Below are 25,600 nucleotides of genomic sequence, written 5' to 3' on the forward strand. Positions count from 1 at the left end.
CGGTATATTTTGCAAAACTTTTCTCATATTGGTGATAAAGAAAAATGGATCTGAGTTAAATTTTACCAGCCAATGATGCTGACGTATCAGCGTCACAACAGGATATTTCAAGCAGTTTTCTTTTATACGAACAAAGAGTTGGGTTTAATTAAAGAAGTTATCAGCTGAATAATGATTTTATATATTTCCAAATTCTGCAAAACCATCTATAGAGAATAGATCTCTGGCCACATTCCGGAACAGGATCAATATAGGTAACTGAAACCTTTTCAATATAATCTTCGATTGCCGATCCCGTCAGTTTGTTTATCTCTTCTCTTTTCTTCTGCACCATTTCTTCAATCTGTTTGTCTGTCAGTAGCGCTCCTGCTTCGGAGGATGCGGTGCGAATTAATTCTCTTATAAAATTTCTTTCCTCGGCAATACACCGTGTTATATGGTTCCCGTACTCCTGTTCGGGATCGAAAAAATCATCAGGATCATTATATTGTATGAATTCTGTTTTAGAATACAGCTTCTGCATAAATCTCTGATGCAGGTCTTCGGTGCTCATACCCTTGAAATAATCGATATCCTGTTTCATAAATCTGTTATTAATTTGACTGAAGTGCGATTAAGTTTCCTTCATAGGGATAGGCAAATTCGGTAATAGCCACAGACTGGTCCAGCCAAGCGGTTTCATCCTGCTTTTTGAGCATAATAGGCATCCTATGTTTATGGTTGTGTATAAAGTCCATTAGTCTGTTTGCTTTTGTGGTAACCATGGTATAGGTGTTTTTAATTTCATCTGTAACGGGGTCCGTCCAGGACGAATACAAACCTGCAAAAGTGAAGATTTCATCATCCTGCGAGTTGATCTGGTACTTATCCTTGCTTTTTCCCTTTTCATCATTCCAGTGCCATTCGTAATAGGCAGATGCGATTATCAGGCAGCGGTTGTGCGTTATATTTTTGAATGATGCTTTCTCGTCAATGGTTTCAATGCGGGCATTAAGGGTGTTTTTCCTGAACTCGATGTCTTTTGCCCAGGAAGGCAGAAGTCCCCAAGTATAATCCGTTGTGATTAGATGCGGAGAGGAATTCAGTATCACAGGGATATTTGGATGGGAGAACCCGTTTATAAAATCCGACTGCAGATAGGTTTCCTCATTGTCGAGTTCCGCATTAAAGCGTCTTTTGAGATCTTCTATCGAGGCATTCTGCTGGGTATAATAACACATAATATTCCGTTTTAAAGGCTGTTTTAAAAATGTCTTATCCTGATACTAATTTGCCCTTTTAAGGGCTTTTGTCTTTTTCATACAGCTTAAGTTTGAATAAACGATCTTATGGAATCTTACCCAATAGACATTAAACGAATCGAAAGGCTTATTAAAGAAAATGAAAAGCGAAAACAAAAGCTTAGAAAAAAAAACAGCAGAAAACTGATGTACGGCATGCTTGTTTTCCTCTTTCTGTTTTTTCTTCTCTATCAAAATTAATTCATTCTTAGGACATTGCATAACTAAAATGTCAAAATTTCATTCTGTGGCGCGGCAGATTAATTTCATGTTCCTGCGGATAAGGCTGGCGGTGGGTGCTGCTGACATCCTGTTTGATATTGTGCTGCGTTGTATACCTTTTTTCTGAGTCTGAATATCTTGGATCAGGGATAAATGGCATTTTCGCCATTCTGGAAATGGTGATCGTCGGAAAATGATAGTCAATTTCCACGGTTCCTAAAAGCAGGTAGCAGCCGCCTCCCTGAAACGGGTTATTTGCCAGACTGTCCGGGAAATGCGCAGTATCAAAATAAGCTCCTTCATAATCAATCCATGTCCCGAAATACATATTGCCTCTTTTGGTCGGCACCTGTTTGGTGGAGATCAGATAAGCCAGCATGCGGACCTGTTTTTTATGGTATTTTAATAAATCCTTGACCATCACGTCCCCGCGGTGTCTGGTCTGCAGCAGATCAAAAACGGTGCAGGAAACCGGGAAATTCAAAAGCTCTATTTCATCAAAGGCATCCTCAAATAACGAGCGCTCCAGGACAGGCAACTTGAACTCTTTTGCTGGCTGCTGAATCAGCATAAGCCCGCGGTTTTCAGGCTTGAAATTATTCATCAAAAGGCTTACCTGTACCAGAAGCTGGTTTTTGGTTTTTCCCGTAAAGCGGAATGCGCCTATGAAAATAAGCACCTTTACATTCTCGATGCCCATCGGCACCCTGTTTATGAAATCCTCCAGTGATCTATAAATGCCGTTTCTCTCGCGTTCAAAAGCGATGAACTGAGAGAGCTTGGAATCAAGGCCCTGCAGGTGCATAAATCCCAGATAAATATCGCTACCGTAAAGCGCGGTTTCAAATCTGCTTTTATTCACGCAGGGAGTATGGATAACAGCGCCGGCCATTCTGGCTTCGTGCACATAGATTTCAGTTCTGTAAAATCCTCCCTGATTATTTATGACGGCAACCATAAATTCAATAGGGAAGTGCACCTTCAGATAAAGGCTCTGATAGCTCTCCACGGCATAGGAGGCAGAGTGCGCCTTGCAGAAAGAATAGCCCGCAAAGGATTCGATCTGGCGGTAGATCTCCTGGCTCAGCTGTTCGGGATGCCCTTTTGCGGCAGCAGCAATAAAGAAATCGTCCTTTACTTTCTGAAGCGCCGCTTTTGAGCGTCCTTTTCCCGACATGGCACGCCTTAAGATATCTCCATCGGCAGCTGAGAGCCCGCCGTAATGCAGGGCAATTTTTATAACGTCTTCCTGATACACCATAATGCCGTAGGTTTCTCCGAGCTCCTTTTCAAAGACCGGATGGAAATATTCAAATCTTGACGGGTTGTTATGGCGGAAGATATACTCCTTCATCATTCCGGACTGTGCCACTCCCGGGCGGATAATCGATGATGCCGCTACAAGCGTTTTATAATTATCGCATTTCAGACGGCGCAAGAGTCCGCGCATTGCGGGGCTTTCAATGTAGAAGCATCCTATGGTTCGTCCTTCTGCAAGATATACGTTTGCGGACTGCTCGTTTTTTGATATTCTATTGTCGCGGATATTGATGCGAATACCTCTGTTCTGTTCAATTATTTTCACGGTATCATCAATATGTCCGATGCCTCTCTGGCTGAGAATGTCAAACTTGTCAAAACCGATATCCTCAGCCGTATGCATATCAAACAAGACGATGGGAAAACCTTTCGGCGGCATTTCCAGCGGCGTGTAATTGGTCAGCGGGTCTTCCGAGATTAGGATTCCGCAGGAATGCATGCTGCGCATGTTGGGATATTTTTCGAGCATCATGCCGTATTCCTGCACAAGCTTGACAATGGAATTGGTCTGGTGGAGCTTCATGGGATTTTTTGCCAGCATGTCTAGCTCGTCTTTCGGAAGCCCAAAAACTTTGCCGACCTCGCGGAAAATTGAGCGGTATTTGAATTCCACATTCGTGCCGCAGAAAGCCACGTTCTCATAACCGTAGCGGTCGAAGATGTATTTCAGGATCACATCACGCTCTTTCCACGACCAGTCGATATCGAAATCGGGAGGGCTCTTGCGGTTTTCGTTCAGAAAGCGCTCGAAGTACAGGTCAAGCTCCAAAGGGCAGATGTCCGTTATTCCCAGACAATAGGCAATTATGCTGTTGGCGCCCGAGCCCCTGCCGATATGAAGAAAACCCCTGCTGTTGCTGTAGCGTATGATATCCCAGGTAATGAGAAAATAGCCACTGAATTCAAGATCATTGATGACTTTGAGCTCTTTTTCCACACGTGCTTTTGCCTCTGCATTATGCCGTCCGTAACGCCATACTAGACCTTCTTCAGCCAAGGTTGTTAAAAGGGCAATGTCTCCCGCTTTATTTTTTGTATAATGTTTTTTGTTTTTCGGGCTTTCGAAATCATACTGAAAATTGCAGTTCTCAATGATGTATCTGGTATTCTCAATAATCTCGGGATAATCTTTATACAGGGCGATAAGCTCTGCTTCGGGAATCATCAGATCCGATTTTCTGCAGCAGTCCTCAGATCCGAGTTTGGACAGAAGCTCATTGAGGTCAACGGCGCGCAGGATTCTGTGGAGGTTATATTCCCTTTTGGTGCGGAATACCACAGGCTGAAGAACAACCATTTTGGAAATCTTCTTTTTAAGTTCAGGCATAAAAAGCCTGCCGAGCTGGTCAGGCTGGATGCCGATATATTCATTTTCGCTGAGTTCTGCCGGCGCATTTTCCAACGTATAGATGAAGTATACCGATTCAAAAGCCGGTGCTTTTTTCGGAAGCGTAGCGCCGCTGAAATTATGATCGGTCAGGAACCGGTTCATCTGGGCAAGCCCTGCAGCATTTTTGGCAAGTCCGATATAGCGGAATTTGTGCCTGCAGCGGAATTCTATCCCTACAAGCGGTTTTATGCCTAGAGCCTGGCAGCCTTTTATAAAATCATAAATCCCTGTTACGGTATTGATATCGGTCAAGGCCGCCGCCGTCACACCGCAGTCCGCTGCCTGTCTTATCAGATCATCCAGCGGAATGGTGCCGTAGCGCAGCGAATGAAAAGAGTGGCAGTTGAGGTACATGATTTATTTTTTGCGTTTTAAAATTTCGTCTTTATTGTTGGGTTTGAAAGATGCGCCGGCGCATCTCATCACGGCATCAAATCCGTAACGGGTCTTCATCCTGTCCATGGCTTGATAGAGGGCCAGCATTTCTTCGGTGTCATTGAATAGGTCAATCTGATAGGTTCCCCTGACCAGTCCGCTGAAGCGTACGCCTATGAGGCGCAGGCGCATACGGCGCTGGTAAAGCTTGGTAAAGAGATCGGTCACGGTCTGGGTCAGAATATGATCCGCCGAGGTGTACGGCACCCTTGACTGCTTGGTTTCGGTATCAAAGTTGGCGTACCTTATTTTGACGGTCACCGTTGAGGTGAGCCATTCTTCGGCGCGCAGCTGATAGGCCAGTTTCTCCACCATGCCCTGCAGGATCCGGTTTAATTTTAATACATCAATGGTGTCCTGTGAAAAGGTATGTTCGGTAGAAATTGATTTTCTTTCCGTGTAGGGCTCCACGGGAGTGTTGTCAATTCCATTGGCTTTTTTCCAGAGCTCGGTGCCGTTTTTGCCGATCATCTGCTGCAGGGATTCGGCCGGCATTTCAGAAAGGGTCTGGATGGTGCGAATGCCGATTCTCGAAAGAAGCTCAAAGGTTTTCTGTCCCACCATCGGGATTTTTCGAATGGAGAGCGGATTCAAAAAGGACTGCACCAGATGCTCGGGAATTTCAAGATTCTGCTTCTGCTTGCCTTCGCCGGTTCCGATTTTCGAAACGGTCTTGTTGACCGAAAGGGCAAAGGTGAGGGGGAGCCCCGTTTCTTTTGTGATGCGCTGCGCCAGCTCATCAGTCCATCTGTAGCTGCCATAGAATTTATCCATGCCGGTAATGTCCAGATAAAATTCATCGATGCTGGCTTTTTCCACCACAGGCGCCTTTTCCTGAATGATTTCGGTAATGTCGTGGGAAAGCCTGGAATAGAGTTCCATGTCGCCTTTCATAATTTTGGCCTGAGGGCAGAGCTTCATGGCCATATGGATCGGCATTGCGGAACGCACGCCGAATTTTCTGGCTTCATAAGAGCATGATGCCACAACGCCTCTGTCACCTCCGCCGATGATAAGCGGTATGCCGTTAAGTTCAGAATTTGTCAGCCTTTCGCAGGATACGAAAAACGTGTTCATGTCGATATGTACAATAGCCCGGCTCATAATCTTAATCATTTTATACTTGTCAAAATTAGTACAGTCAATAACAATTTTTAAAAATAAAATGTTCTAATTAATAACAAAATTAAAAAAGCCTTATTTTTCAGGGCATAAAAAAAGCACCGATTTAGGTGCTTTTTTGCTTTATTAAGAATTTACGGAAGGATCAGAATTATTCTGAAGCAGGCTCTTCGCTGGCCGGCTGGTCGGCTGTTTTTTTCATAAGCAGGTAAAAATCCCTCAGATGCCACCATGCAGGGCATCTGTCTATCGGGCCGTTAAAATTTCTGATAGTCGAATAGCAGCTGCTAAGGAAAACCTGCGTGTCGGTGATATTTGCCCATTCAGTCAATCTAACTTCCTTTGGGGGAGGATTGTTCTCAAAATGGCGTTTTATTTCTTCATGATTCATAGGGCAAAATTACTTAAAAAACCAGAACAGACCAAGCCCATAAAAGATGAAAACGCCCTTACAGGGCGCCTTCATCTGCAAAAGAGTAATAGGTCTCAGGTGTCACGATGATGTGGTCGAGAAGCGGTATATCCAGCAGTTTTCCCGCTTCATGGATTTTTCGGGTCATATTTCTGTCGGCCTCGGAAGGCGCTGTCTTTCCTGAGGGATGGTTGTGGGTGATAATGATTCCGACGGCGGCAGCTTTCAGGGCTGCCGCGAAAAGCAGGCGCATATCAACCACGGTACCAGCAATGCCTCCTGAGGAGACCTCGTAGATTCCCAGAACTCTGTTGGACTGGTTGAGCAAAAGCACTTTGAACTGTTCGAAGAATTCTATTTTGCCGGGATCCCAGCTGTCAAGCAGAATTCGGTAAGCATCTTTGGAAGATGCGATATAAGGCCTGTCGGCGCTTTTTACTCTGCTTTTATAGATCAGTTCGATTTCTGATACTTTCTGCCAGTCTGTGTTTTGATGTAGATTTTTCATAGCTGCTGTAGTTTTAAGATTAATTACAGCACCGCTGCCGGGCAGGGCTGAGCGAACGCAGAAAGCAACGCAATAAAGCAGGACGGAGCCCTGCATTTATGGGGGAATTTTTTGCGGAGAACCGAAAGCCGTGCCCGAACTTTGTGGTGAAATTGACTTAACATTCCAAAATAGCTCCTAGACCAAAACTGTCCCGTGCGCCTTAAAGTGTCTGCGCGCCGAAAAAAAACCGCAGTACAAGTCTGCGGTGTTAGTATTAAAAGGGTTTAAGCAATAGCGGTCTGCTTTTCCTGCTTTTCCTGTTTTTTCAACCGTTTGGCAATCTCAGGCAGGTTTCTTCGGATAATGCCCAAAATCCTGTTATGGTGTTTGGTGGCTTTATTTCGATTCCCCCTGCATTGGATGATTTCCATTTTGGAAAGGGAGATTTCAATGGTTTCAATAGGTCTGTTCTCGATCTGAGCAGACAGTATCAGTGAATCTTTCTTTTTATAATATTCGTTGGTAAATACGCAGTGGTTGAGCGTATCGCCCTCTTCAAGAAAATCCTGCACACGGTCAAGGACTTTTACGGTAAGGTCTTTATCGGTAAAGGAAAGCCCTAAGAACTGTTTTTTATCGTTTTCATAAATCGGCTCTGCCTGCTGTATTTCGGCTCGCATCTGAGCAAGATGCTTTCTTCTTTGAATCTCCATTTTTTTGGCGACAAGCCTGTCATGCGCTTCGTCCAAGTTTTCAGGGCAGGCAAGTGCAGGAGAGCTGAGGTCTTTTTTAAACCATCGCAGTAATGTAATATAATCCTCCCAAATCTTGATGTCCTGAATTTTATAACCGTGCTTAAGGCAGGTTTTAACAGCCTGCCAGTTCTCACGCAGGTGCTGTTCATGGGAAGCCAGGTAATGTTTGAGCAGGCAGTTCTGCGCCGATTTTAAAAGGGTTTCCGCTATGGGGTCTTTCAAAAGGGCGGTAAAGAGAATCTGCGGAGCAATGCCGTGCATGGAAGTTTTGAAGCCGTTTCTTTTCAAAAGCGGAATCACTTTCAAGTTCGGATAAACCTTATAGGGATTTATGCGGTATTTCGGGGATTCCTGAAAATTTTTGGGACGGATTTCGAGTGGGGAATAATATTTCCATGCATCATAGGCTTGGGAAAAAACGTTGGTGCTTCGTGAGATGGTGCGCACTTCCCCTTTTGGATTAATCCAATGCTGCATGACTTCGGTATGGGAATAGTCGGGAAGAACATTCTTTTTCATGTTCTTGTGCGAACAGATGATGCGCACCACCTGATACCCTCGGAAGGCATCAGTCGTGGCAAAATATTCAATTTCCTTGAAATGCACTTGATTGTGCTGATGCATTTTAAGCCTGCCCTGACAGGCAGTGCAAGCGATATATTTTTGGCAGGACTGGCTTTCGCTGTCGGGTTTCCACGAGTGGGCGCAGTCCAGACAATGGAATTTCCCACGTGAAAGCACCGCCCATTTGAGGAAAATATTTTGTTCAGCCCAGTTGTGCATTTTTGCTGTTATGGGCGAAAGCTCAGCGCTTAAGGCGCTTATTTCTTTTTCTATGGCTGTTTTAGGTATCATAAGTCAAAAAGTGTTAGGGTTTGCTGGACAGGCTTCACGGGTGGCGGTACTGTTTCAGTTTTCTGAACTTCATTTTCAGGAACTGCGGGAGCAGTTGAGAACAAATCAGGCTTTTCGGGAGCGCTGACTGCGACCCTGCATTGGATTGGGGCAGGCGTGCCGATGCTGTCGTCTGTGTAGTATTTCTCAGCCATGTCAAAGATTTCCTGATTGTCAAAGGCGCATTCGCCTGTTTTTTTAACCTCGCCGAAAATGTAATGGAAACAGCTCTCCAAGTTTTTGGTTTCTTTCTTTAAGGTGTCAGCAAATAGCGCATCGGTCAGCGCTTTCACGTTTAGGTAGGTTTCTATGGCGGTCTTGAATTTTTCTGATGCTTTCATGGCGCATAATTTTTATGTGAAACGGTAATGATTCCAATCAGAAAGGCAGATCGTCAGGTTCGTTTTTTGCCATGCTTTTGCTTTGGACTGCGGGAACAGCAAAAGCGCTTTCTGTTTTCGGGAAAACCAGTATTTTGATGTTACTGGTGTGAAAGGTCAGAGAGCCGAGCGCCTTTCCCTCGGCATTGGTGTAGACATTCAGACCGATGCGCCCGAAGAGCTCGACCATAGTGCCTTTTTTAAGCCACTGCGCCATTTTAGCGCTCATCCAATACGAGCAGTCGATGTAAGTCACTATCTTTTTAAGTTCAGTCGACCCTTTTGGTCTGTAGCTGTCGTTTACGGCGATGGAAAAATTTACCACCTCCCTGTCATTTGAGACTTTTGCCGTTATGGCATCCTTTACAATTCGTCCTGAGATTTCCATGATTCAATAATTTTAAGTGAATACTTTTCTGTTTTTTCTCAAGCCCCGCATGAAATTTTCCAAAAGAAAAACGGGAAAAAAGAAAGCACAAAATCAAGCGCCCGATAAAGGATCCGGAGTGCTATAAGTCCCGAAGGGCGGCAAGGCCGTTATGCGCATGCAGGAGCCTGCGGGTGCTATTTTCGCGGCTCTTTTAATCCGTTTTCATTGAGAATTTCCCTATATGATTTTGCAGCAGTTTTTCAGTGTTTTAGTATCTGATGGATTATTCTTACCTTAGCTGTGCGGAATAATCAAAGCCAAGAGCCGCAGTTTCACCTTTACTCTATGGGACCGGAAAACTTTATCACACTCTCTCAGCTAAACTATCAGATCCATCAGGCCATCAGTGAGCGTTTCAAGGGGCGCACCTACTGGGTGGTTGCGGATGTGACAAGCCATAACTATAAGGCAGATAAAAAGATCCATTACTTTGAGCTTGTTGAAAAAGGGGAGAAAAACAGCGCGATTACAGCCAAGATCATGGGAAAAGCGTGGGGGGAAGGTGCTGTACGGCTGTCTGATTTCCAAGAAAAGACAGGACAGGCATTTACCAATAATCTTCATGTGCTTGTACAGGTCAGTGTGGATTACCATGCGCTGTATGGACTATCGGTTAATGTTTTGGATATCGATGCCAATTTTACCTTGGGAGTTTTGGAGCAGCAGCGCAATACAACCTTAAAAAGACTGGTAGAAGAAAATGATTTTATCACCAAAACACCAGAAGGCTACTCCACACTGAACAGCCGTCTTATACTGCCCCTAGCCATGCAGAGGCTTGCTGTGATATCGGCCAGCAACTCGGCGGGGAATGAAGATTTCAGGCATACTTTGAAGCATAATGATTTTGGCTATTCTTTTCAGATCGATGATTATTACACCGTAGTGCAGGGAGACAACAACGCCAAACTGTTTTTAAATAAGCTCATAGAGGTATTCAACACAGGCATAGCGTACGATGCCATAATCATTATAAGGGGAGGAGGCGCGCAGTCGGATTTTCTGATTTTTGACAATTACCAGATAGGACGTGCCGTGGCAAAATTTCCGATTCCTGTCATAACGGGAATCGGGCACCAGAAAAATGTCTCCATAGTGGATCTTATGGCGCATACCAGCACCAAAACCCCCACTAAAGCTGCAGAGTTTATCATCGCCCACAACCGAAGTTTCGAGATGGGGCTGCTTTCGCTGCAGCAGAATATCGTCATCAGATCACAGCAGCTTTTTATGGGCCATTTCAGAATGCTTGAAGAGCTTAAAAGAAATATTTCCAGAAACGCAATAGGGCTTGTGGGCCTATACAAAGAAAAGCTGTCAAGCACCAATCAGAAGCTTGCAGCGGACAGCAGAGGCATACTTTATCAGCACAGCCGTGAGCTATCGCTTATGGCACAGAGTACCGCGCAGATTTCACGCAGCCTGCTTGCCCGCAAAAGAAGCGATATTGATTATCTTGCAGGAAACTTGAAACGATCTGCGGCAGGATATCTTAAAACCAGAAGCCTGCATCTTGAACATATGCAGAAAAGCATCAGGATGATGTCTCCGCAGAACATACTTAAGAAAGGCTATGCCATCGTAAGAGCAGGAGGCGGGATTACCAGCAATACAGAAAATATAAAAGAAGGAGACAATATAGAAGTGGTCCTTTATGATACCATACTAAAAAGCACCGTTAGGGAAAAAATACAATATGATGGAAGAGAAACTGACCTATGAAGCGGCTTGGAGCGAGCTGACTGCCATTTCAAAAGAAATAGAAAATGAGACCATTTCAGTGGATGAGCTAGCATCGAAAGTAAAGAGGGCATCTGAATTAATCGCCTTCTGCCAGGGCAGGCTTAAAGCCACCGAGGCAGAAGTGGGAAAGATCATTGACGGCATGGAAAATCAGCAGAAGGAATAACAGTTCTGCTTCACAATCCAGTAAGATATTGCCAGAGAGATTACTGTATCATCTACTCCGGCCATTTTTTTTCACTGCTATCAGCACTTTGGTCAAATATATCTGAAGAGTTGACTTCCTTATCCAAAACGTCCTGTGTAGAATCATTATTTTCAAAGGGATCCGGCGTGTTCTTTAAGCTATTATGCAGTTCCAGCAAATCGGCAGGTGATGCAGGGTCTTCTTGTGCATCGGATACGGCCGTAAGAAAACGGAAAGCAAAATCAATAGGCTTTTCCTTATCCATTTCAAAAAAGTGCACAATGTACTGGTTCTTCTCCAGATCAACTGATTCTATCCTTCCTCTATTCCATACCGGATGCATTACAAAATCTCCCTGTCTGAATGCCGTATCTTCGCTGCTTTTGGAAGCGGCCGCTGAGGACTGCGCCACCTGAAGAATTTCAGGTGAAAGTTTTCCCTTACGCACATAAAATTCCTCTTTTATTTCAAACAGGAATCTTGAAGGATATTTATTTAGCCCAGTTGTAAAATTAAACCCTTCCGAGTCGGTCATATAGAACCTCTTTTCTGCTCTTGTAACAGCTACATACATCAATCTTCTTTCCTCCTCAATTGCCCTTTTTCTCCTTTCTTTGATAGAAAGCGCACTTGGCAGCACCCCTTCGGTAAAACCGCAAAGGAATACATATGGAAATTCAAGACCTTTAGAGATGTGAATAGTCATCAGGCGAACCTTATCCTGATTTTCGGTCTCTTTATCAAGATCGGTATAAAGTGCTATTTCCTGCAGGTATTCTACAATATTGACAGGCGCGTTATTTTCTTTCTCGAGCAGCATCATGGAGCTTACCAGCTCTTTTATATTTTCAAGCCTGTCTTCATCGCCGTCTTTGCGGTAGAGTTCGGAGAGCCCGCTTTTGTCGAGTATGATCTTGACCAGATCCGAGATGGAATTCTGATCTGCCTCTTTTTTAAGTTCTGAAACCAAAAATAGAAAATCTGCCGCTCCTTTCTTATTGAGTTCCTTATCTTCGATATTGCGCTGCAGCGCATCAAGCAGGGAAAGGTTCTGCTCGGCTGCCAGAAAGCTCAGCCTTTCTAGAAACTTTTTGCCCAGTCCGCGGGATGGATGGTTGAACATGCGCAGAAATGAGAAATTGTCTCCCTGCACAATAAGCCTTAAAAAGGAAAGCACATCCTTGATTTCCTTTCGTTCGAAAAAACGCACGCCTCCAAATATGGCATAGGGAATGTTTTCCTTAATTAGCGCCTGCTCGATATTTCTAGAAAGATGATTGGAACGGTATAAGATGGTTATATCGGAATAGGATGCATTTTCCGTTTTAAGTATTTCTTTGATTTCCGATGCCACCCAAAGTGTTTCCTCAAAGTCATTTTTGCCATGAAAATGGACCACTTCAACTCCTTCGGGATTCTCAGTGACCATATCCTTATCCACTCTTACCTTATTGTTTTTAATAATATGGTTGCCGACTTTGAGGATGTTTGGCGTTGAGCGGTAATTCTGGTTCATTATTATGGTCTTCGTATCAGGAAACATCCTGTCAAATTCCACAAGGTATTCGGGTTTGGCACCTCTCCATTCATAAATGGTCTGGTCGGGATCGCCAACAAGAAACAAGTTCTGGTGAACGCGCGAGAGCATTTCCACCAGATGGAACTGGCTGTCAGAGCTGTCCTGGGCCTCATCCACCTGTATATAATGCATCATTTCCTGCCATTTGGCAAGCACGTCGGGATTGCTATCCAGTATAAATGCCGTAAAATGGATCAGGTCATCAAAATCCAATGCATAGTTGCGCTTCTGCTTATCAAGGTATTTCTGGTAGACACGGCTTGAAAGCGAATCTTTTTCATCATCCTGAAAACTTTTATTATCCAGCATATAGCCTAGGTAATCCGAGGTGCTTTTCTGTTTGGAGATAAATCTTAAGACCTGCTTGAAAGTCAGGTTTTTGGAATTGATGTCCAATTCCGTAAACACATCGCGAAGGATGGTTTTCTGGTCTTCTGCATCCAGTATGATAAAATTCTTCGGATAGTGTATTTTGTTGATTTCCTCACGCAGAAACCTCACACAGAAACCGTGGTAGGTTGTGATGAAGCTAACATCATAAAGATCTCCGATCAGCGCTTTAACCCTTTTTTTCATTTCCTGCGCCGCCTTGTTGGTAAAAGTCACGCAGAGAATATTGGATGAGTTGATTCCCAGCCGGTCCACTATATAAGCAAAACGTGAGGTCAGCGCCTTGGTTTTTCCAGATCCGGCTCCTGCAATAACTCTTACATAGCCTTCAGTGGTTTTTACTGCCTGAAGCTGTTTTGGGTTTAAATTTTCTAATATTGGATCGGTCATATTCAAAATATTTAGCAGGAAGCATCTAAAGAAAAGACTCCGCTTCCACAAATTTAAGCAATAAATTTCAAGAGTTTAAAACCAAGACATTCCTTTCTTCACAGCTTATTTGCTATGCATAAGGTTTATGGTGCCATGTATTGCAATTCAACAGACTTCTTTTACGGTTGGATGCAATCAAAAATTTCGCTATTTTTATGTATAACTTAAATAAAGCAACGTATGAATGTTGACTATCAGGATATTAATGTTTTTGAGGTGGATTATATATACAGGATCCAGACCTTTGAAAAGTATCTGGCAGATTCGAATGCTTCGCAGGAACATTATGCGCACTATAAGGCAGGACTGATACCCGATATTTTTTATGGACATAATATGCCTGAAGTGATGAGCCTGTTCAGAAAGCAGTTTCTCGAAATAAAGTCGGGGCTTGAAAGGTATGAGATGGATAACAATAATGATTTTCCAATGCTCGAATCAATTGTAAACACCGAAAGGGATCTGCGCAATATATTCGATGAAAGCCAGCTTAAGGATTATACGGCATTGCTGGAGCGCTGCTTCGACAGTCAGAAGCTCGATGCGAAAGCCGCAGCGGTCAGCCGATTTTACCTGGCTACTCCAATATTGAAAAGCTATATTTTTCAAATTGAAAAAATATTCGGGAAGGGTATTCTTGACTGACTCTGAAAAGTTACGTGAAAGACTAGGGGCATTGCCACAATAGATATTGAAATCAAATTTGCCATTTATGGAAGGACATTTTGAAGATCTCGCACTAACTGTCAGGGCAAAGAATCTGCAGGTTCCTTATCATCTGAAGGACGAATGCCTGTTTTTGACTGTCCGCACTGATGTTCTCGGACTGCTTTGCGACCCCGCAACTGAAATTTATTCATTTGGCCCAGCGCCCGACAATACAGCCGATGGAAAAGACGAACTTTTGGAGGATGGAGTATTCTACCGAATTATCGGCTATCAGAATAATCTGGGGATCAATATGGAAAGTTCTGCAGAAGAAATATTAGATGCATTCCATTTTCTGATTAAAAATTTTGAGCCCAAATGGACGACAATCTTCACAGAGGAGGGACCAGCCAAAAAAGAGATAACAATTGAGATGATGTATCAGGAAGAGTTTTGAAAAAGCGGCTAATTATGAATTTAAAGGAAGGTATTGAGCGCTATTTATCTGCACAGGAAAATGCTTATGAGCAGGCTTTGGATGAAATAAAAAAAGGAAAGAAGCAAAGCCATTGGATGTGGTTCATTTTTCCGCAGTTAAGAGGATTGGGTTTTACGGAATACAATATTTATTACGGCATTAAAAACCTGAAAGAAGCTGGGCTGTATCTTAACCATCCGATATTGGGTAGACGCCTTGTGGAAATTACCCATGCCATGCTTCAAATCGAAAATAAAACGGCGCTGGAAATCCTTGGCAGACCAGATGAGAGAAAACTGAAATCCTGTATGACCCTGTTCAGTCTGCTGCCGCAAGCGCCTGAATATTTTGTGAAGGTGCTTGAAAAATATTACGGAGGAGAGAAGGACGAAAGAACCCTGCAGCTTATAAAACACTCCACCTGCTAAAAAAGTTTTTCTTTTCAAAGCAAAAAGAAAACATCAAATAAATTAAGGCTATTTTTCTTTTTTGAGAACCAAAGATGAAAGTGCCGGACTTTTGATTATCCTTTCCATTTCACTGTGGATTATTTCCTGAATTTCGATTTTAATCTGTAGATAATTTTTCTGGACCATTACATTATCAATTGTGCGAATGACGGGAATCTCTTTATAATTATCGGTCTCTTTTTTTATTTTTTCATGGTCATTAATGATCTCGCAATGAAAGGTTTTAAGCTCAATTCGACAGTCCGGGTTATCTGCTGTCATGCCAACAAACTCCCCCGAACTCAGCGTAGAAATCTTTGAAGGAGGCACTGCCGATTCGAGCTGTCTTGAACGGCTGATGGAGGTATCGCTGCTATTTATCGAAAGACTTTCACGGTCCTGCATTATTTTTCCGAAACGTTCTGAAAGCTGTTTTGCCGTATCGCCACTGACCTGTCCTGATACTATATTCCCAACGATGTTAATGATCACGTCGGCCTGCTCGCGTCCATAGTCTTTGCGGAGCTGGCTGAAATCCTGAATGCCAAGACAGGTGCTCACCTTATTGCTTCTTGCCGTTGCAATCAGGCTGTCGATATTGTTGAGGTAGATGGTCGGGAACTCATCAAAAATCAAACTGCTTTTTAGTTTTCCCTTCTGGTTTACCTGTTTGATAAGACGGCTGACAAATAGGGAAAGCACCGCACCGTAGGTCTGTATTTTCTGCGGATTATTTCCCATGGAAACAATTTTAGGGTCACAGGGATTATTAATGTCGAGTGTAAAATCACTGCCCGACAATACATAATAGAGCTGTGGGGAGGAGAGTTTAGCCAGTGAGATTTTTGCAGAAGCTATCTGCCCCTCCAGCTGGTCTACTGCCTCGTTCAGGAATGCACTGACAAAGGGATTGATCAGCACTTCGATCTCTTTTTCGGTTCTCAGAAGCGTAAAAAGCTCCTCATAATCAGTCTGGATCATTTCAATTACATGCGGCAGGGTGCAGAACTCACCATTGCTGTATTTTTTCAGATACCAGATGACCGCTGTGAGAAAATTTATGGGAGATTCCACAAAGAAATCTCCCTGCTTTTTGATCCATTCTCGGTTTAGCCCCATAAGGATTGTGCGCGCCGATTCGGCGGCATCGGTAATGTCTGCCATTGCTTCAGGATCAAGGGGATTGCAGCGGTGGGTTCGCGAGAGGTCATCAAAATTTATGATGTAAAATTTTGGCTCCACGGCATAAAGATGCCGGAATTTGAGCCAGGCATTATAGGCGATAATGGTGAGGTCGTCGAACTTAAAATCGTATATGAACATAGAAAATCCCTTGGCAATGTGCTGGGTGATTACATGGCGGATTACAAAGTATGATTTTCCCGAACCCGGCGTTCCCGGAACCAGAATGCCACGGAAGGGATTGATGACGTTAATCCAGCTTTTGCGCACTTTATCTTTGAGGTGATAGCGGGCGGGAAGGTTGACCGAATATTCATTTTCAATTAGCCTTTCTTCCTGCGGGAAAGTTTCATTTTCCTTATTGAAAATGTCAGACGAACTGAGTCTTCTTCGGATTATGCGAGACAGGAGCGTGCCACCCGAAAGAATCATCAGATAGCCAAAAGAACACAAGAAAATATACACTGCGGAACAGACTTCGGCATCCGCAAATATTTTAAATGCGGTGTAAGATCCAAAGTAAAACAGCAGCCCCAGCGAGATATAGTAAAAAGCAGTTCTAAAATGCAGTTTTTCATCTTTTCTTCCTCTGGCTCCCATAAGGGAAATAGTCAGCAGTCCCAAGGCAAAAAACTTGGATTTATGAAAGCTGTCCAGAAGGCCTGTGCGATAAATATTTTCCAAGATCCGCTGGGCAAAATCCGGAGTAAGATTCCACTGCCTGAAAGAATGGAAGCAGTAAAAATAAAAATGGATGAGCAGAACTGCGATTCCCTTCAGTCTAGTCATGTCTAAAATTTTTCTAAGCGCCTGTTCATTTTCTCCTGTCTGCATGCTTTTGATTTTTAGTTTTTAATGATTGTTAGATTGTCCTTTTCTCCTGCTTTTTTTCCGTTTCTTCTTAAGCTGATTGGGAACGTAGTCAGAAGGCGATCCTGCGTAAAGAACTTCATCGATTATCCGCTGGACTTCAGCTGCGGAAATAAAAGAATTTTGCTGGCTCAGTGGTCTTTCCAAAACAGCCGACTGTTTTCCAAATTCAGAAGATCCGCCAATACGCTCAAGGAGCCCTTTGGCTGCATAAGCTGGTCCGAGACTGCTTCCGTTGAATACGCATCTGCTGTTATGATCTATGTAGGTCATGCCGTAGATTAAACCGTTTTCATTTTTTCTAACTACAGCCGTGATGCCTTGATTAGCGAGCCGCGCTTCAAGCTGGGAAAGCGTAATGGAAGGATATTTCAAAAGCAGCAAATCCAAGGCATTTCGCGTTCTTTTCATGTTTACCACACGCGAAGTTTTGGACGCAGCAAAATTAATTTCAAGCTGGGAAAGGGTAGGCTTGGAATAAAAGCTGCTGGCTTTTATTGGAATCCCTACAGTCTTTTTATTCTCATCCAGAATCTGGTAGACCAACCCTTTATTCTGAAACATTTTTGAATTTTCCTTTCCCCTTTCTGCTCTTACATTATACAGGTTTAATACTGCGTTGAGCTCACCCAGCGTGGTGTATTTGTAATGAGGAATGACTGCATTTAGTACACTGCTGACGGCTCTTTTGGAATCTATTGCACCGTATTTTATTTTTTCAGCATCGATGGCATGAATTTCCCTTGGATCCTGTTTTTTTCTTGAATCTGCGCGTACCAGATTAAAAGCAATCTCTAATTCTTTCCGAGCTGTTTCGGATTGGTTTCTTCCAATGTTATGCATGTTGATCCTTGATCCGTCTGCCGTAACATTTATCGAAGCAATATGGATGTGCGGATGTCCCGCATCGTGATGCTGGTAGACCAAATAAGGCTGCGATCCGAATCCAATCATGTCCATATAGGAAGAAGCAATCTGCATGAGTTTTTCTTTTGATAAATCCGTATCAGAGCGGTCAAAATTCAGTGATATATGCACTGCGGAGCGTTTTACATTATCATTGAGCTGAAGCTGTTTTAAAAAGACTCCAAGCTTAAAATTTTCTGACATTTTTTCAATATCCATCGGATAATTTCCCTCGCCGATGCATACCGCCTTTCCCTCAGAAACTTTATTCTCATTATAAATGAATATGCCTCTTATCGAGCGTCCCGTATTTATGACTGCAACCATTTTTTGGCAAGATTTTCAATGTGTTTTTTAATTTCATCTACCAGAGAAAAATATCTGTCCCTGTCCGAATCAAGAGCCATAATCCATACTCTTAAATCGGAAATTTCATAAAGGGTATGGAGTTTTCTAACGCTCTGATTGAAATTATTGCCCATGAGACTAAGCTGGGTCCGCAGCTGGATAAGCTCCTGCAAAAGTTTATCCAATGACTCGTTTCTGTACTTCATTACAATGGGTTTGCGCAATAGATTTCTTCGCACGAAATCACTGCGTTTGCGGCAGACTGATGCTTTGAAATTCCTGTCAATAATATGCAATTCTTCTTTGGTCAGCCGGATGTGAAGCCATCTGTTTCTGCCACTGTTTTTCTCTTCCATAATCTTTCTTTTTCATTATATCCATTTAAATTAATCTGAAAGTTTCACTGCCAGCGAGTTCCGAGCAGAGGGGCAGCAAGATTTTTAGTTGTGATACAACTAGACATCTTGCTGACTGCAGAAAACCGCAGTCCGAAAGCTTCTAAAAGGATTTTTTCAGCTTTAGCAATAAGCTATGAAGAAGCTGTTAGCTCCCTTAAAATTTTAAGGAAATCCATTTCAGAATCTGCTTTAAAATTCTAAAAGTACCCATTGCACAGATACCAGGGATTAACCTGAGAGCTAAATTAGAAAAGGCCTGCAAGCCCTGCAATCCTCCCCAAATTTTGAGTAGGGTAGATAGGGTAGATACTTTATAATTTTACGGCAAGTGGAATATTAATTTAAAATGATGAAGTATGATTACAGCAAATGATGCAGCCAAGGTTTTTGATACGGTGCTAAGTATCCCTGGCATGAATGAGACGGTGAAAATGGATCTGAAAATTTCACGAAAAAATGTGCTGCTTTTAAGCCATCTGATACAGGACGGGCTAAAGATAAGGGAAGGATCTTCGGTTCTTCTGGAGAGCGTAAGCGAGCAGGGAAAAACAGAATTGGAGAGCCTCTCCCAAGACTGCCTTCAGAAGGCAGGGCTTATAGAACTGCATGAAAAACTTGCAGAAATCAGCGCCTCCATAAAAGGCTGATTCCACAAAAGACCCACTATGATTTAATGCCTGCACTATTCTTACAAAGTGCGGGCATTTTTTTTGATGACAGTAAAAATATAAAACAGCCTGATTTTCAAAGTTTTTAGCTTGATTTTTAAAGTATGTATAAGAATTATCCCATTTAAATTTGTATTGACAACAACTTACAGTTTAAATATGAAAGAAATTTATAATAAACTTTAAAAATATTAGATCATTATGATAAGCCTCCGCACCAAATATTTTATCAGAGACACTATATGTCTGCTCTTTGTCCTGCTGTTCATTTACGCTTCGGCAAGCAAATTAATGGATTTCCAGCATTTTAAAATAGAGCTTGGACAGTCACCGCTTCTGAGTGCATTTGCCGATCAGTTTTCCGTATTTGTGCCGGTATTGGAAATTATTATCTGCGTGCTTCTTTTAATCCCCAGATTTAAGCTTGTGGGACTTTTTGCAGCGTATGGGCTAATGGTTATGTTTACGGCCTATATTTTTATAATCCTGCACTACACCTCTTTCGTACCTTGTTCCTGCGGAGGTGTTTTGGGAAAAATGAGCTGGAATGCCCATCTAGCTTTTAATGTTGTTTTTATTTTCTTAGGGATAGCTGCAATACTGCTTAGCGCAAATTTTGATAAGCAAGACATCAGAACAAGTTACAGGAAAAGCTTTATTTGGATTTTTAGTATTGCTTTCAGCGGTACTGCTGCGGTTATCTTTTTATTTATCTGTTCGGAACGGATAATGCATTATGAAAATCCTTTTATTAGAAGGTATCCCCGCCATGCAGCAATGTTTCGCAATGAGCTGGACCTAAAATATAATTCTTATTATTTTGCAGGCACTTCCGGCGGCCGAATTTATCTGGGCAATTCTACAGCACCTCTTCAGCTTTTTTCCGTAGATAAAAATTTAGGAAACCAGAAGGTTGACAGAATTATTTTCAATGGTGGGAAAATATTATTCCACAGACCAACTGTAAGAGTTCAGAATCATTATTTCTATTTAACTGACGGAACGGTTCCAGTTATTTTCAGAGGAAGCTCAAAAGATTGGACCCTAAACAAAAAATTCAATGGACTGCCTTATTTTGATCAGGCGCTGCCTATGGACAGCAGCAGAATAGTGCTTCGATCCAATAAGGGAAATGATCTTGCCAATATTCTAGGTGTATTTGATAATGATAATGGGCGGTTAAACTACAATGAACGGCTGCTGCAAAAACAGCTAGACGGCGTTTTTGATACGGATGGAAGACTTTTATACGACGAAACTACCCAAAAAATAGTGTATGTGTATTTTTATCGCAATCAGTTTATCGCTGCAGGAAAAGATGCTGAATTAATTTCGCGAAGCCGCACAATCGATACCACTAGCCATGCCAGGTTAAAAGTTTCTTATGTGAAAAACAGTACGGAAAGGAAAATGTCTGCTCCTCCCTATATTGTGAATGCGGGTGCTGCCGTCTATGGAAATCTTCTTTTTATCCATTCGAAAGTGAGAGGGAAATTTCAGGATGAGACAACCTGGAATCAGGCTTTCATAATTGATGTTTACGATATAAGCAGACAGGCTTATATAATGAGTTTTCCAATTTATAAAATCAAAGATGAAAAGCTAAAAAACATCATGGCAACGGGAGACCATTTATATGCCATCATCGGAAATTCATTAGTAGTTTATGATTTCAAGGCAATTCTAAAAAAAGAAATGAAAAGTGCTGAATAAAATGCAGCAATTATAATATACCGGCCAGTATCAGGAAATAAAGATCGAACACCTGTAGAAAAAAGTAGATCAGAGTTTTAATTTAATATTTATTATTATGAAAACGCAATTTTTAAAAAATGCTGTTCCATTTGCAGTACTGGCATTTGGACTTTCAGGAGCCTTTGTTACTACTTCAATGCAGAAAGCTTCTGCAGCAGCTCCAGAGCCAGGATATCAATTGGATGCTTTGGGTAATTGTACCAATATTGAAGCAGACTGCGACACTCAGGAAAATGATTTTGTCTGCCGTATCAATGGCACTACAGGAGCGCAGGCTTGGGGAAAAGACAGTAATGGCGACTGTGTGGTAAAACTATATCGCCCCGAGTAAACAAATTGAATTATTAACCCATATAATGATGCCGTTCCAATGGAACGGCATTTTAAATTTCTAGAGAATCATAGTGTCCCAGCTGTAATCCACTCGGCTTTATTTTGATCTTTCAGAAAGTAATCAAACCATTGCAATATGCGAAGCGATAAATCTTCCTGATTCATTGGATCCATCAGCGTATGGTCTTCTTTAGGGTATTGAAGAAAGATGCATTTCTTGCCCAGCCTGCGGAGCGCCAGATAGTATTCCATACTTTGAAAAGGGTCTACCTGCGTATCTTCTTTCCCGCACCACATCAGCAGAGGGATATTTAAATTTGTGACAGATTCCAAAGGAGAATTTCGATCAAAATCCAAGCGGTCGCTGAACGGAGTTTTTTTTCCCAGACGCCATCCGCCACTGGAAAAACGCCACATTTCCGGCATAGCCATATTGGCTCCAAAAGTCAAAAATCTGCGGGTAAGATCAAAAATTCCTCCGCTGGCAACTGCGGTAGCAAACAGATCTGAATGATTGATAACAAAAGCAGTCTCATAGCCTCCGAATGAATGTCCCATCAAAGCTATCCTTTTTGGATTTACAAGCCCCATTTCAATTATTTTTCTGGTGCCTGATTCAACGCAGTCAAGTGTTGAAAAGCCGACGTTTTCATTTTCATGAATTATATCCGGCCGGAATACAAAATAGCCTTCTGCTGTGAAAACAGTGGAGTTGTAGCCTGGTTCGTTAAGCAGTGTCGGATTGATGTACTGATGCAGGAGGTGCGACTGCTTCTCATATATTCCCACTATCATCGGATAATCTCTAGATGGCTTATAATCTGCAGGATAATATAGAACACCTTTTAGATTTTGTTTTTTTGAATTCTGAAAGGTGACCAATTCAGTTTTTCCCCAGAAATAATTTACCTGTTGCGGATTGCTCTGCACTATGACGCGAGTTTCACGTTCCCCTTTTTTAGAAATGATTCTGGGAGGGATATTAAATTTCTGCTCAACCATTACAGCAGTTTTGGTTTTCACATTGAAGATGAATCTATCAACATAGGAATCTGTAAACAAAATTTCCTTTTCTCCTTTAAAACGGCTCCAACTCCAATAGCCAGTCTTTCCGTCATCGCCTGCAGCACTGAGATACAGTTCATCATTGAGATCGAAAGTTTCATTAAGCGGTGCATCATATAATGATTTTCTAAAGTTCTGCCTATCGACATGAAGACGGAATCTGATTTTTTTCTCCCTTCCACGGGTGAGTCTTCTGGCCGAACTACCGTCAGGTTTCAGCGCCCAAATATCAAATTCATCATAAAGCAGGATTTCATCGTTGCTGCGGCTCCAGCCGGGATTTCCATACGGATCGTCCGATGCCAGCAGATTTACCTTTCCGTAAAAAGGATATTTGAGTTTTCCGCTTAAATTGACATGTGTTTTCCTTTTTACATTGTAAGCCCACCAGTCATTGTCTTTAAAATAGGAAATGTATTTTCCGTTAGACGAACCATACATGTATTCTAGTGCAGCAGATTGTTTTAAAAGGAGGGTATCTTTTTGGAAATTATCCAGATCTAATATGTAGTAATCCCTTGGGCCGCGATGTTCAAATTGAGGCTCGTATTGTTTGGGATTTGAAAGTACCGCATAGCTCAAATCCCGACTCAGCATAACCGATGGAAAAGTCTCAGAAGTAATCGGAAGCAGGGATTCCTTCTTAGGTTTCCAGAGCATTAATTTAGGACTCAAGTCAAATCTGCCATAGCGCTCGTTCTGGCCATACACCCATTTATCATTCCCATTCCATATTTCAACACTGGGTTTTTCAATGGTGTCCTTTTTTTTGTCTGGTCCTACAGAAAACAGAACCTTTTCCAGATCATCTGCAATCAATATCGGATTCAGCGCCGAGTTAATGATTCTGCTTTGCGGCTTAAGGCCTTTATGGCTGCCGGCATCAAGAACATAAAGCCTGCTTTGTGTAACGACATAATAGTATAAGTGGCTGGAAGATTTTTTACCTGACTGCCCATTGAAAACCAAGGCCCTGCTGTTTCTGCTCCAGGCTGAAAATTTATATCCAATCTTGCTGTCTTGAGCCATGCTTTTTAGCATCTGGTTTTTGCGAAGGTCAAATAGCAATGCGGAATTTTTCCCATCACTGTAAAAGGAATAAGCAAGCAATTCTCCGTTTGGACTTAAGGAGAAATCCGACACACCTGTAATCTCATTTTTGCTGTCTGCCAAAGGACTCTTAGTAATCAGTTTTTCTGTGTTGTCTTTTTCCTTACATAGGATGATAAGCTTATTTAATGCCATAGAGTATTCATATCGGCTAACACTTTCAAAACTTTCGTTCCTGCCAGTCACAGGGTCCAATACATGCAGCTCATTTTTTTTCATAAAAATGAAGATGTTTTCCTTTGTAAAAAGTGATTTTGAGCCCGAAGGCAGCGCGTATTTTTCATTGCCGGCGGTACTGGCGACAAAAAGTGTATCTGCATCGTTTTCATACTGCACAGCATAGCTGATCCAATGTGAATCGGGTGAGGATTTGTCCAGTCTAAGCTGTCCCCAAAGCTTATAGTCATTAAAAGTGAGTTTTCTCTTTTGCACCGCCTGTCCCGAAACGGGACAGGTTACTAATGGCAAAATAAAAAAAACATGAGCCAAAGCTCTAAAAAGGGTTATTGCAATATTTTTAATACCAGTGTGAATCATGATTATTTCTTTAATATCCCGGATTTTGCGGAAGAAGTTTTGGATTGTTTCCCAGTTCGGTCTGCGGAATTGGGAAAAGGCGGTCTTCAGTATTCCATCCTGCTTTGACAGGCTGTAATTTAGCATCAAGCATGTCCAGCCTTTTAAGGTCAAAAAAGCGATGTCCGTATTCCGTAAAAAGTTCCCATCTTCTTTCCTCCAGTACAGCGCTAAGCAAATCTTCTTTGGAGAGAGCCTGTGTTCCTGGCAGACCAGAACGCAGCCTAATTTTATTTAGGTCTTCTTTTGCACCTATTAGATCGCCCTGCATTGCTCTGGCTTCAGATCTTATAAGGTATTGTTCTGCCATCCTCAGCACTACCGAGTATTCTTTTGAGACTGAAGTATTGGTCTGTTCTTTATATTTATACGGATGATACCAGATTTCACCTGCTTTTGATACGGCTTTCAACCATTTTGATTTTCTCTGGTCAAGCGCAGCAAATGAACTGGTGAGTATCGTGCTTGCCGCAACAGATGCGGGAGGGCCGGCTGTAAATATGAAGATAGGCCCCTCTTTCGTATTTTGTCCTGCGGAGGTTGATTCAAACTGCCAGATCGTTTCTTTTGAGTTGATTAAAAAGACATTGTTGAGATCTGATTCGAGAGCAAACAAGGCAGTACTGTTTATGAGGGCAGATGCTTCATTTGCCGCTTCAGGATATGACTTGTTATAGAGGTAAATTCTGGACAGCAATGCACGACATACAAATTTATTGGCTCTGCCTCTCGAAGCACTGCTATAGGTTTCAGGCAATAGCGCCGATGCAGTCTGAAGGTCGGAAATTATGCTTTTGTATATTTCCGCGCTTCCGACTTTGCCAGCCGTGTTGTTCTTCTGATAGTCTGTTGTAGTAACATAAGGCACATCACCAAAAAGATTAGTCAGATAAAAATGCACCACCGCCCTAAGAAAAAGCGCTTCCCCTAAAAGCTGTTTCTTATTTTCCGTTGTAATCCCGCTGCTGTTATCAAGACCTTCAATTACTGCGTTAGCAGCATAAATCTGATTGTAGGATGCGTTCCATAAGTTTGATATTACTGTCGATCCGGGCAGAAGTGCGTTATTATAAAAGGCCATATTGGTGCTTGTTGCACCTCCGTATGCAGTCAGCTCGTCGGTGTAATTTCCCAATATATTGGAAAGTCCGGTACCGGTGCCTGTAAGCAGTCCAGTATCACGAAGTTTAGCGTAAACGTTTATCAACGCTGCATTTGCCGTCTCATAGTTTTCAAAAACGGAACTGCTTGCAAGCTGTGATTTTGGCAGATCTGTTTCGACAAATGAATCGCATGAGGTGAATGTCAAAAGGACAATCAGTATTGGAAGTTGTTTATAGAATATTTTCATGA

General features: G+C 42.4%; 23 protein-coding genes. 8 read left to right on the forward strand and 15 right to left on the reverse strand.

Annotated elements, in window-relative coordinates; all coding sequences use genetic code 11:
• Positions 1-160 precede the first annotated feature (160 nt).
• The 9 genes from HYN56_RS11380 to HYN56_RS11425 form a co-directional block, all read right to left on the reverse strand.
• The gene (locus HYN56_RS11380) at positions 161-553 is read right to left on the reverse strand and encodes a hypothetical protein (protein ID WP_146194589.1); all 393 of its coding nucleotides are present in this window, start codon (positions 551-553) and stop codon (positions 161-163) included.
• Positions 554-593: 40 nt separating this feature from the next.
• Positions 594-1,220, reverse strand: coding sequence for an SOS response-associated peptidase (locus HYN56_RS11385; protein ID WP_109192278.1), 627 nt, complete (start codon positions 1,218-1,220; stop codon positions 594-596).
• Between the two features lie 292 nt (positions 1,221-1,512).
• Positions 1,513-4,566 (reverse strand): DNA polymerase III subunit alpha, encoded by a 3,054-nt coding sequence (locus HYN56_RS11395; RefSeq protein WP_109192280.1) that lies wholly within the window; start codon positions 4,564-4,566, stop codon positions 1,513-1,515.
• Between the two features lie 3 nt (positions 4,567-4,569).
• Positions 4,570-5,751, reverse strand: a complete 1,182-nt coding sequence (dinB, locus tag HYN56_RS11400) for a DNA polymerase IV (protein ID WP_109192281.1) — start codon at positions 5,749-5,751, stop codon at positions 4,570-4,572.
• A 169-nt stretch (positions 5,752-5,920) separates the two neighbouring features.
• Positions 5,921-6,160, reverse strand: coding sequence for a DUF6965 family protein (locus tag HYN56_RS25300; RefSeq protein WP_109192282.1), 240 nt, complete (start codon positions 6,158-6,160; stop codon positions 5,921-5,923).
• 58 nt (positions 6,161-6,218) lie between these two features.
• Positions 6,219-6,689: a JAB domain-containing protein gene (locus HYN56_RS11410; protein ID WP_109194781.1), complete on the reverse strand. Its 471-nt coding sequence runs from the start codon at positions 6,687-6,689 to the stop codon at positions 6,219-6,221.
• A gap of 266 nt (positions 6,690-6,955) precedes the next feature.
• Positions 6,956-8,281, reverse strand: a complete 1,326-nt coding sequence (locus HYN56_RS11415) for a PcfJ domain-containing protein (protein WP_109192283.1) — start codon at positions 8,279-8,281, stop codon at positions 6,956-6,958.
• Positions 8,278-8,661, reverse strand: a complete 384-nt coding sequence (locus tag HYN56_RS11420; protein WP_109192284.1) for a Cas9 inhibitor AcrIIA9 family protein — start codon at positions 8,659-8,661, stop codon at positions 8,278-8,280. The genes HYN56_RS11415 and HYN56_RS11420 overlap by 4 nt, the downstream gene beginning before the upstream one ends.
• Before the next feature lie 37 nt (positions 8,662-8,698).
• On the reverse strand, positions 8,699-9,088 hold the full coding sequence (locus HYN56_RS11425) for a single-stranded DNA-binding protein (RefSeq protein ID WP_109192285.1): 390 nt from the start codon (positions 9,086-9,088) through the stop codon (positions 8,699-8,701).
• Between the two features lie 327 nt (positions 9,089-9,415).
• Here HYN56_RS11425 and xseA point away from each other — a divergent pair, with 327 nt between their 5' ends.
• Positions 9,416-10,852, forward strand: a complete 1,437-nt coding sequence (gene xseA / locus HYN56_RS11430) for an exodeoxyribonuclease VII large subunit (RefSeq protein ID WP_109192286.1) — start codon at positions 9,416-9,418, stop codon at positions 10,850-10,852.
• Entirely contained in the window at positions 10,827-11,039 is a 213-nt protein-coding gene (xseB, locus tag HYN56_RS11435; RefSeq protein WP_317047944.1) for an exodeoxyribonuclease VII small subunit, read from the forward strand. The genes xseA and xseB overlap by 26 nt, the downstream gene beginning before the upstream one ends.
• 52 nt (positions 11,040-11,091) lie before the next feature.
• On the opposite strand, the gene HYN56_RS11440 is transcribed toward xseB, so the two are convergent.
• On the reverse strand, positions 11,092-13,419 hold the full coding sequence (locus HYN56_RS11440; RefSeq protein ID WP_109192288.1) for an ATP-dependent helicase: 2,328 nt from the start codon (positions 13,417-13,419) through the stop codon (positions 11,092-11,094).
• A gap of 222 nt (positions 13,420-13,641) precedes the next feature.
• Here HYN56_RS11440 and HYN56_RS11445 point away from each other — a divergent pair, with 222 nt between their 5' ends.
• From HYN56_RS11445 to HYN56_RS11455, 3 genes are all read left to right on the forward strand, one after another.
• The gene (locus HYN56_RS11445; RefSeq protein ID WP_109192289.1) at positions 13,642-14,106 is read left to right on the forward strand and encodes a hypothetical protein; all 465 of its coding nucleotides are present in this window, start codon (positions 13,642-13,644) and stop codon (positions 14,104-14,106) included.
• Positions 14,107-14,173: 67 nt separating this feature from the next.
• The gene (locus tag HYN56_RS11450) at positions 14,174-14,566 is read left to right on the forward strand and encodes a hypothetical protein (protein WP_109192290.1); all 393 of its coding nucleotides are present in this window, start codon (positions 14,174-14,176) and stop codon (positions 14,564-14,566) included.
• A 14-nt stretch (positions 14,567-14,580) separates the two neighbouring features.
• Positions 14,581-15,015 carry a DUF1810 domain-containing protein gene (locus HYN56_RS11455; RefSeq protein ID WP_109192291.1) on the forward strand — a complete coding sequence of 145 codons (435 nt, stop codon included), beginning with the start codon at positions 14,581-14,583 and terminating at the stop codon, positions 15,013-15,015.
• A gap of 48 nt (positions 15,016-15,063) precedes the next feature.
• Here HYN56_RS11455 and mobC read toward each other — a convergent pair whose 3' ends face one another.
• Genes mobC through HYN56_RS11470 form a run of 3 tightly spaced genes read right to left on the reverse strand, consistent with a single transcriptional unit; the run spans position 15,064 to position 18,698 of the window.
• Complete coding sequence (gene mobC / locus HYN56_RS11460) at positions 15,064-17,052, reverse strand: conjugal transfer protein MobC (protein ID WP_109192292.1); 1,989 nt, start codon at positions 17,050-17,052, stop codon at positions 15,064-15,066.
• An 18-nt stretch (positions 17,053-17,070) separates the two neighbouring features.
• Entirely contained in the window at positions 17,071-18,321 is a 1,251-nt protein-coding gene (locus HYN56_RS11465; RefSeq protein ID WP_109192293.1) for a relaxase/mobilization nuclease domain-containing protein, read from the reverse strand.
• Positions 18,306-18,698 carry a plasmid mobilization protein gene (locus HYN56_RS11470; protein WP_109192294.1) on the reverse strand — a complete coding sequence of 131 codons (393 nt, stop codon included), beginning with the start codon at positions 18,696-18,698 and terminating at the stop codon, positions 18,306-18,308. Before HYN56_RS11470 ends, HYN56_RS11465 begins: the two co-directional genes overlap by 16 nt.
• Before the next feature lie 398 nt (positions 18,699-19,096).
• Here HYN56_RS11470 and HYN56_RS11475 point away from each other — a divergent pair, with 398 nt between their 5' ends.
• The 3 genes from HYN56_RS11475 (at position 19,097) to HYN56_RS11485 (ending at position 21,494) form a co-directional block, all read left to right on the forward strand.
• Entirely contained in the window at positions 19,097-19,387 is a 291-nt protein-coding gene (locus HYN56_RS11475; RefSeq protein ID WP_109192295.1) for a hypothetical protein, read from the forward strand.
• A 222-nt stretch (positions 19,388-19,609) separates the two neighbouring features.
• Positions 19,610-21,121 (forward strand): MauE/DoxX family redox-associated membrane protein, encoded by a 1,512-nt coding sequence (locus HYN56_RS11480; protein WP_167398304.1) that lies wholly within the window; start codon positions 19,610-19,612, stop codon positions 21,119-21,121.
• 97 nt (positions 21,122-21,218) lie between these two features.
• A complete protein-coding gene (locus tag HYN56_RS11485; protein WP_109192297.1) occupies positions 21,219-21,494 on the forward strand; it encodes a hypothetical protein in 276 nt (91 codons plus the stop codon).
• 68 nt (positions 21,495-21,562) lie between these two features.
• Here the strand turns inward: HYN56_RS11485 and HYN56_RS11490 are convergent, their stop codons facing one another.
• Together HYN56_RS11490 and HYN56_RS11495 are read right to left on the reverse strand one after the other, a co-directional pair.
• On the reverse strand, positions 21,563-24,208 hold the full coding sequence (locus HYN56_RS11490) for an alpha/beta hydrolase family protein (protein WP_167398305.1): 2,646 nt from the start codon (positions 24,206-24,208) through the stop codon (positions 21,563-21,565).
• A 10-nt stretch (positions 24,209-24,218) separates the two neighbouring features.
• Positions 24,219-25,598, reverse strand: a complete 1,380-nt coding sequence (locus HYN56_RS11495; RefSeq protein ID WP_109192299.1) for a RagB/SusD family nutrient uptake outer membrane protein — start codon at positions 25,596-25,598, stop codon at positions 24,219-24,221.
• Positions 25,599-25,600: the final 2 nt, after the last annotated feature.

It is taken from the genome of Flavobacterium crocinum, assembly GCF_003122385.1.
GTDB classification, from domain to species: domain Bacteria; phylum Bacteroidota; class Bacteroidia; order Flavobacteriales; family Flavobacteriaceae; genus Flavobacterium; species Flavobacterium crocinum.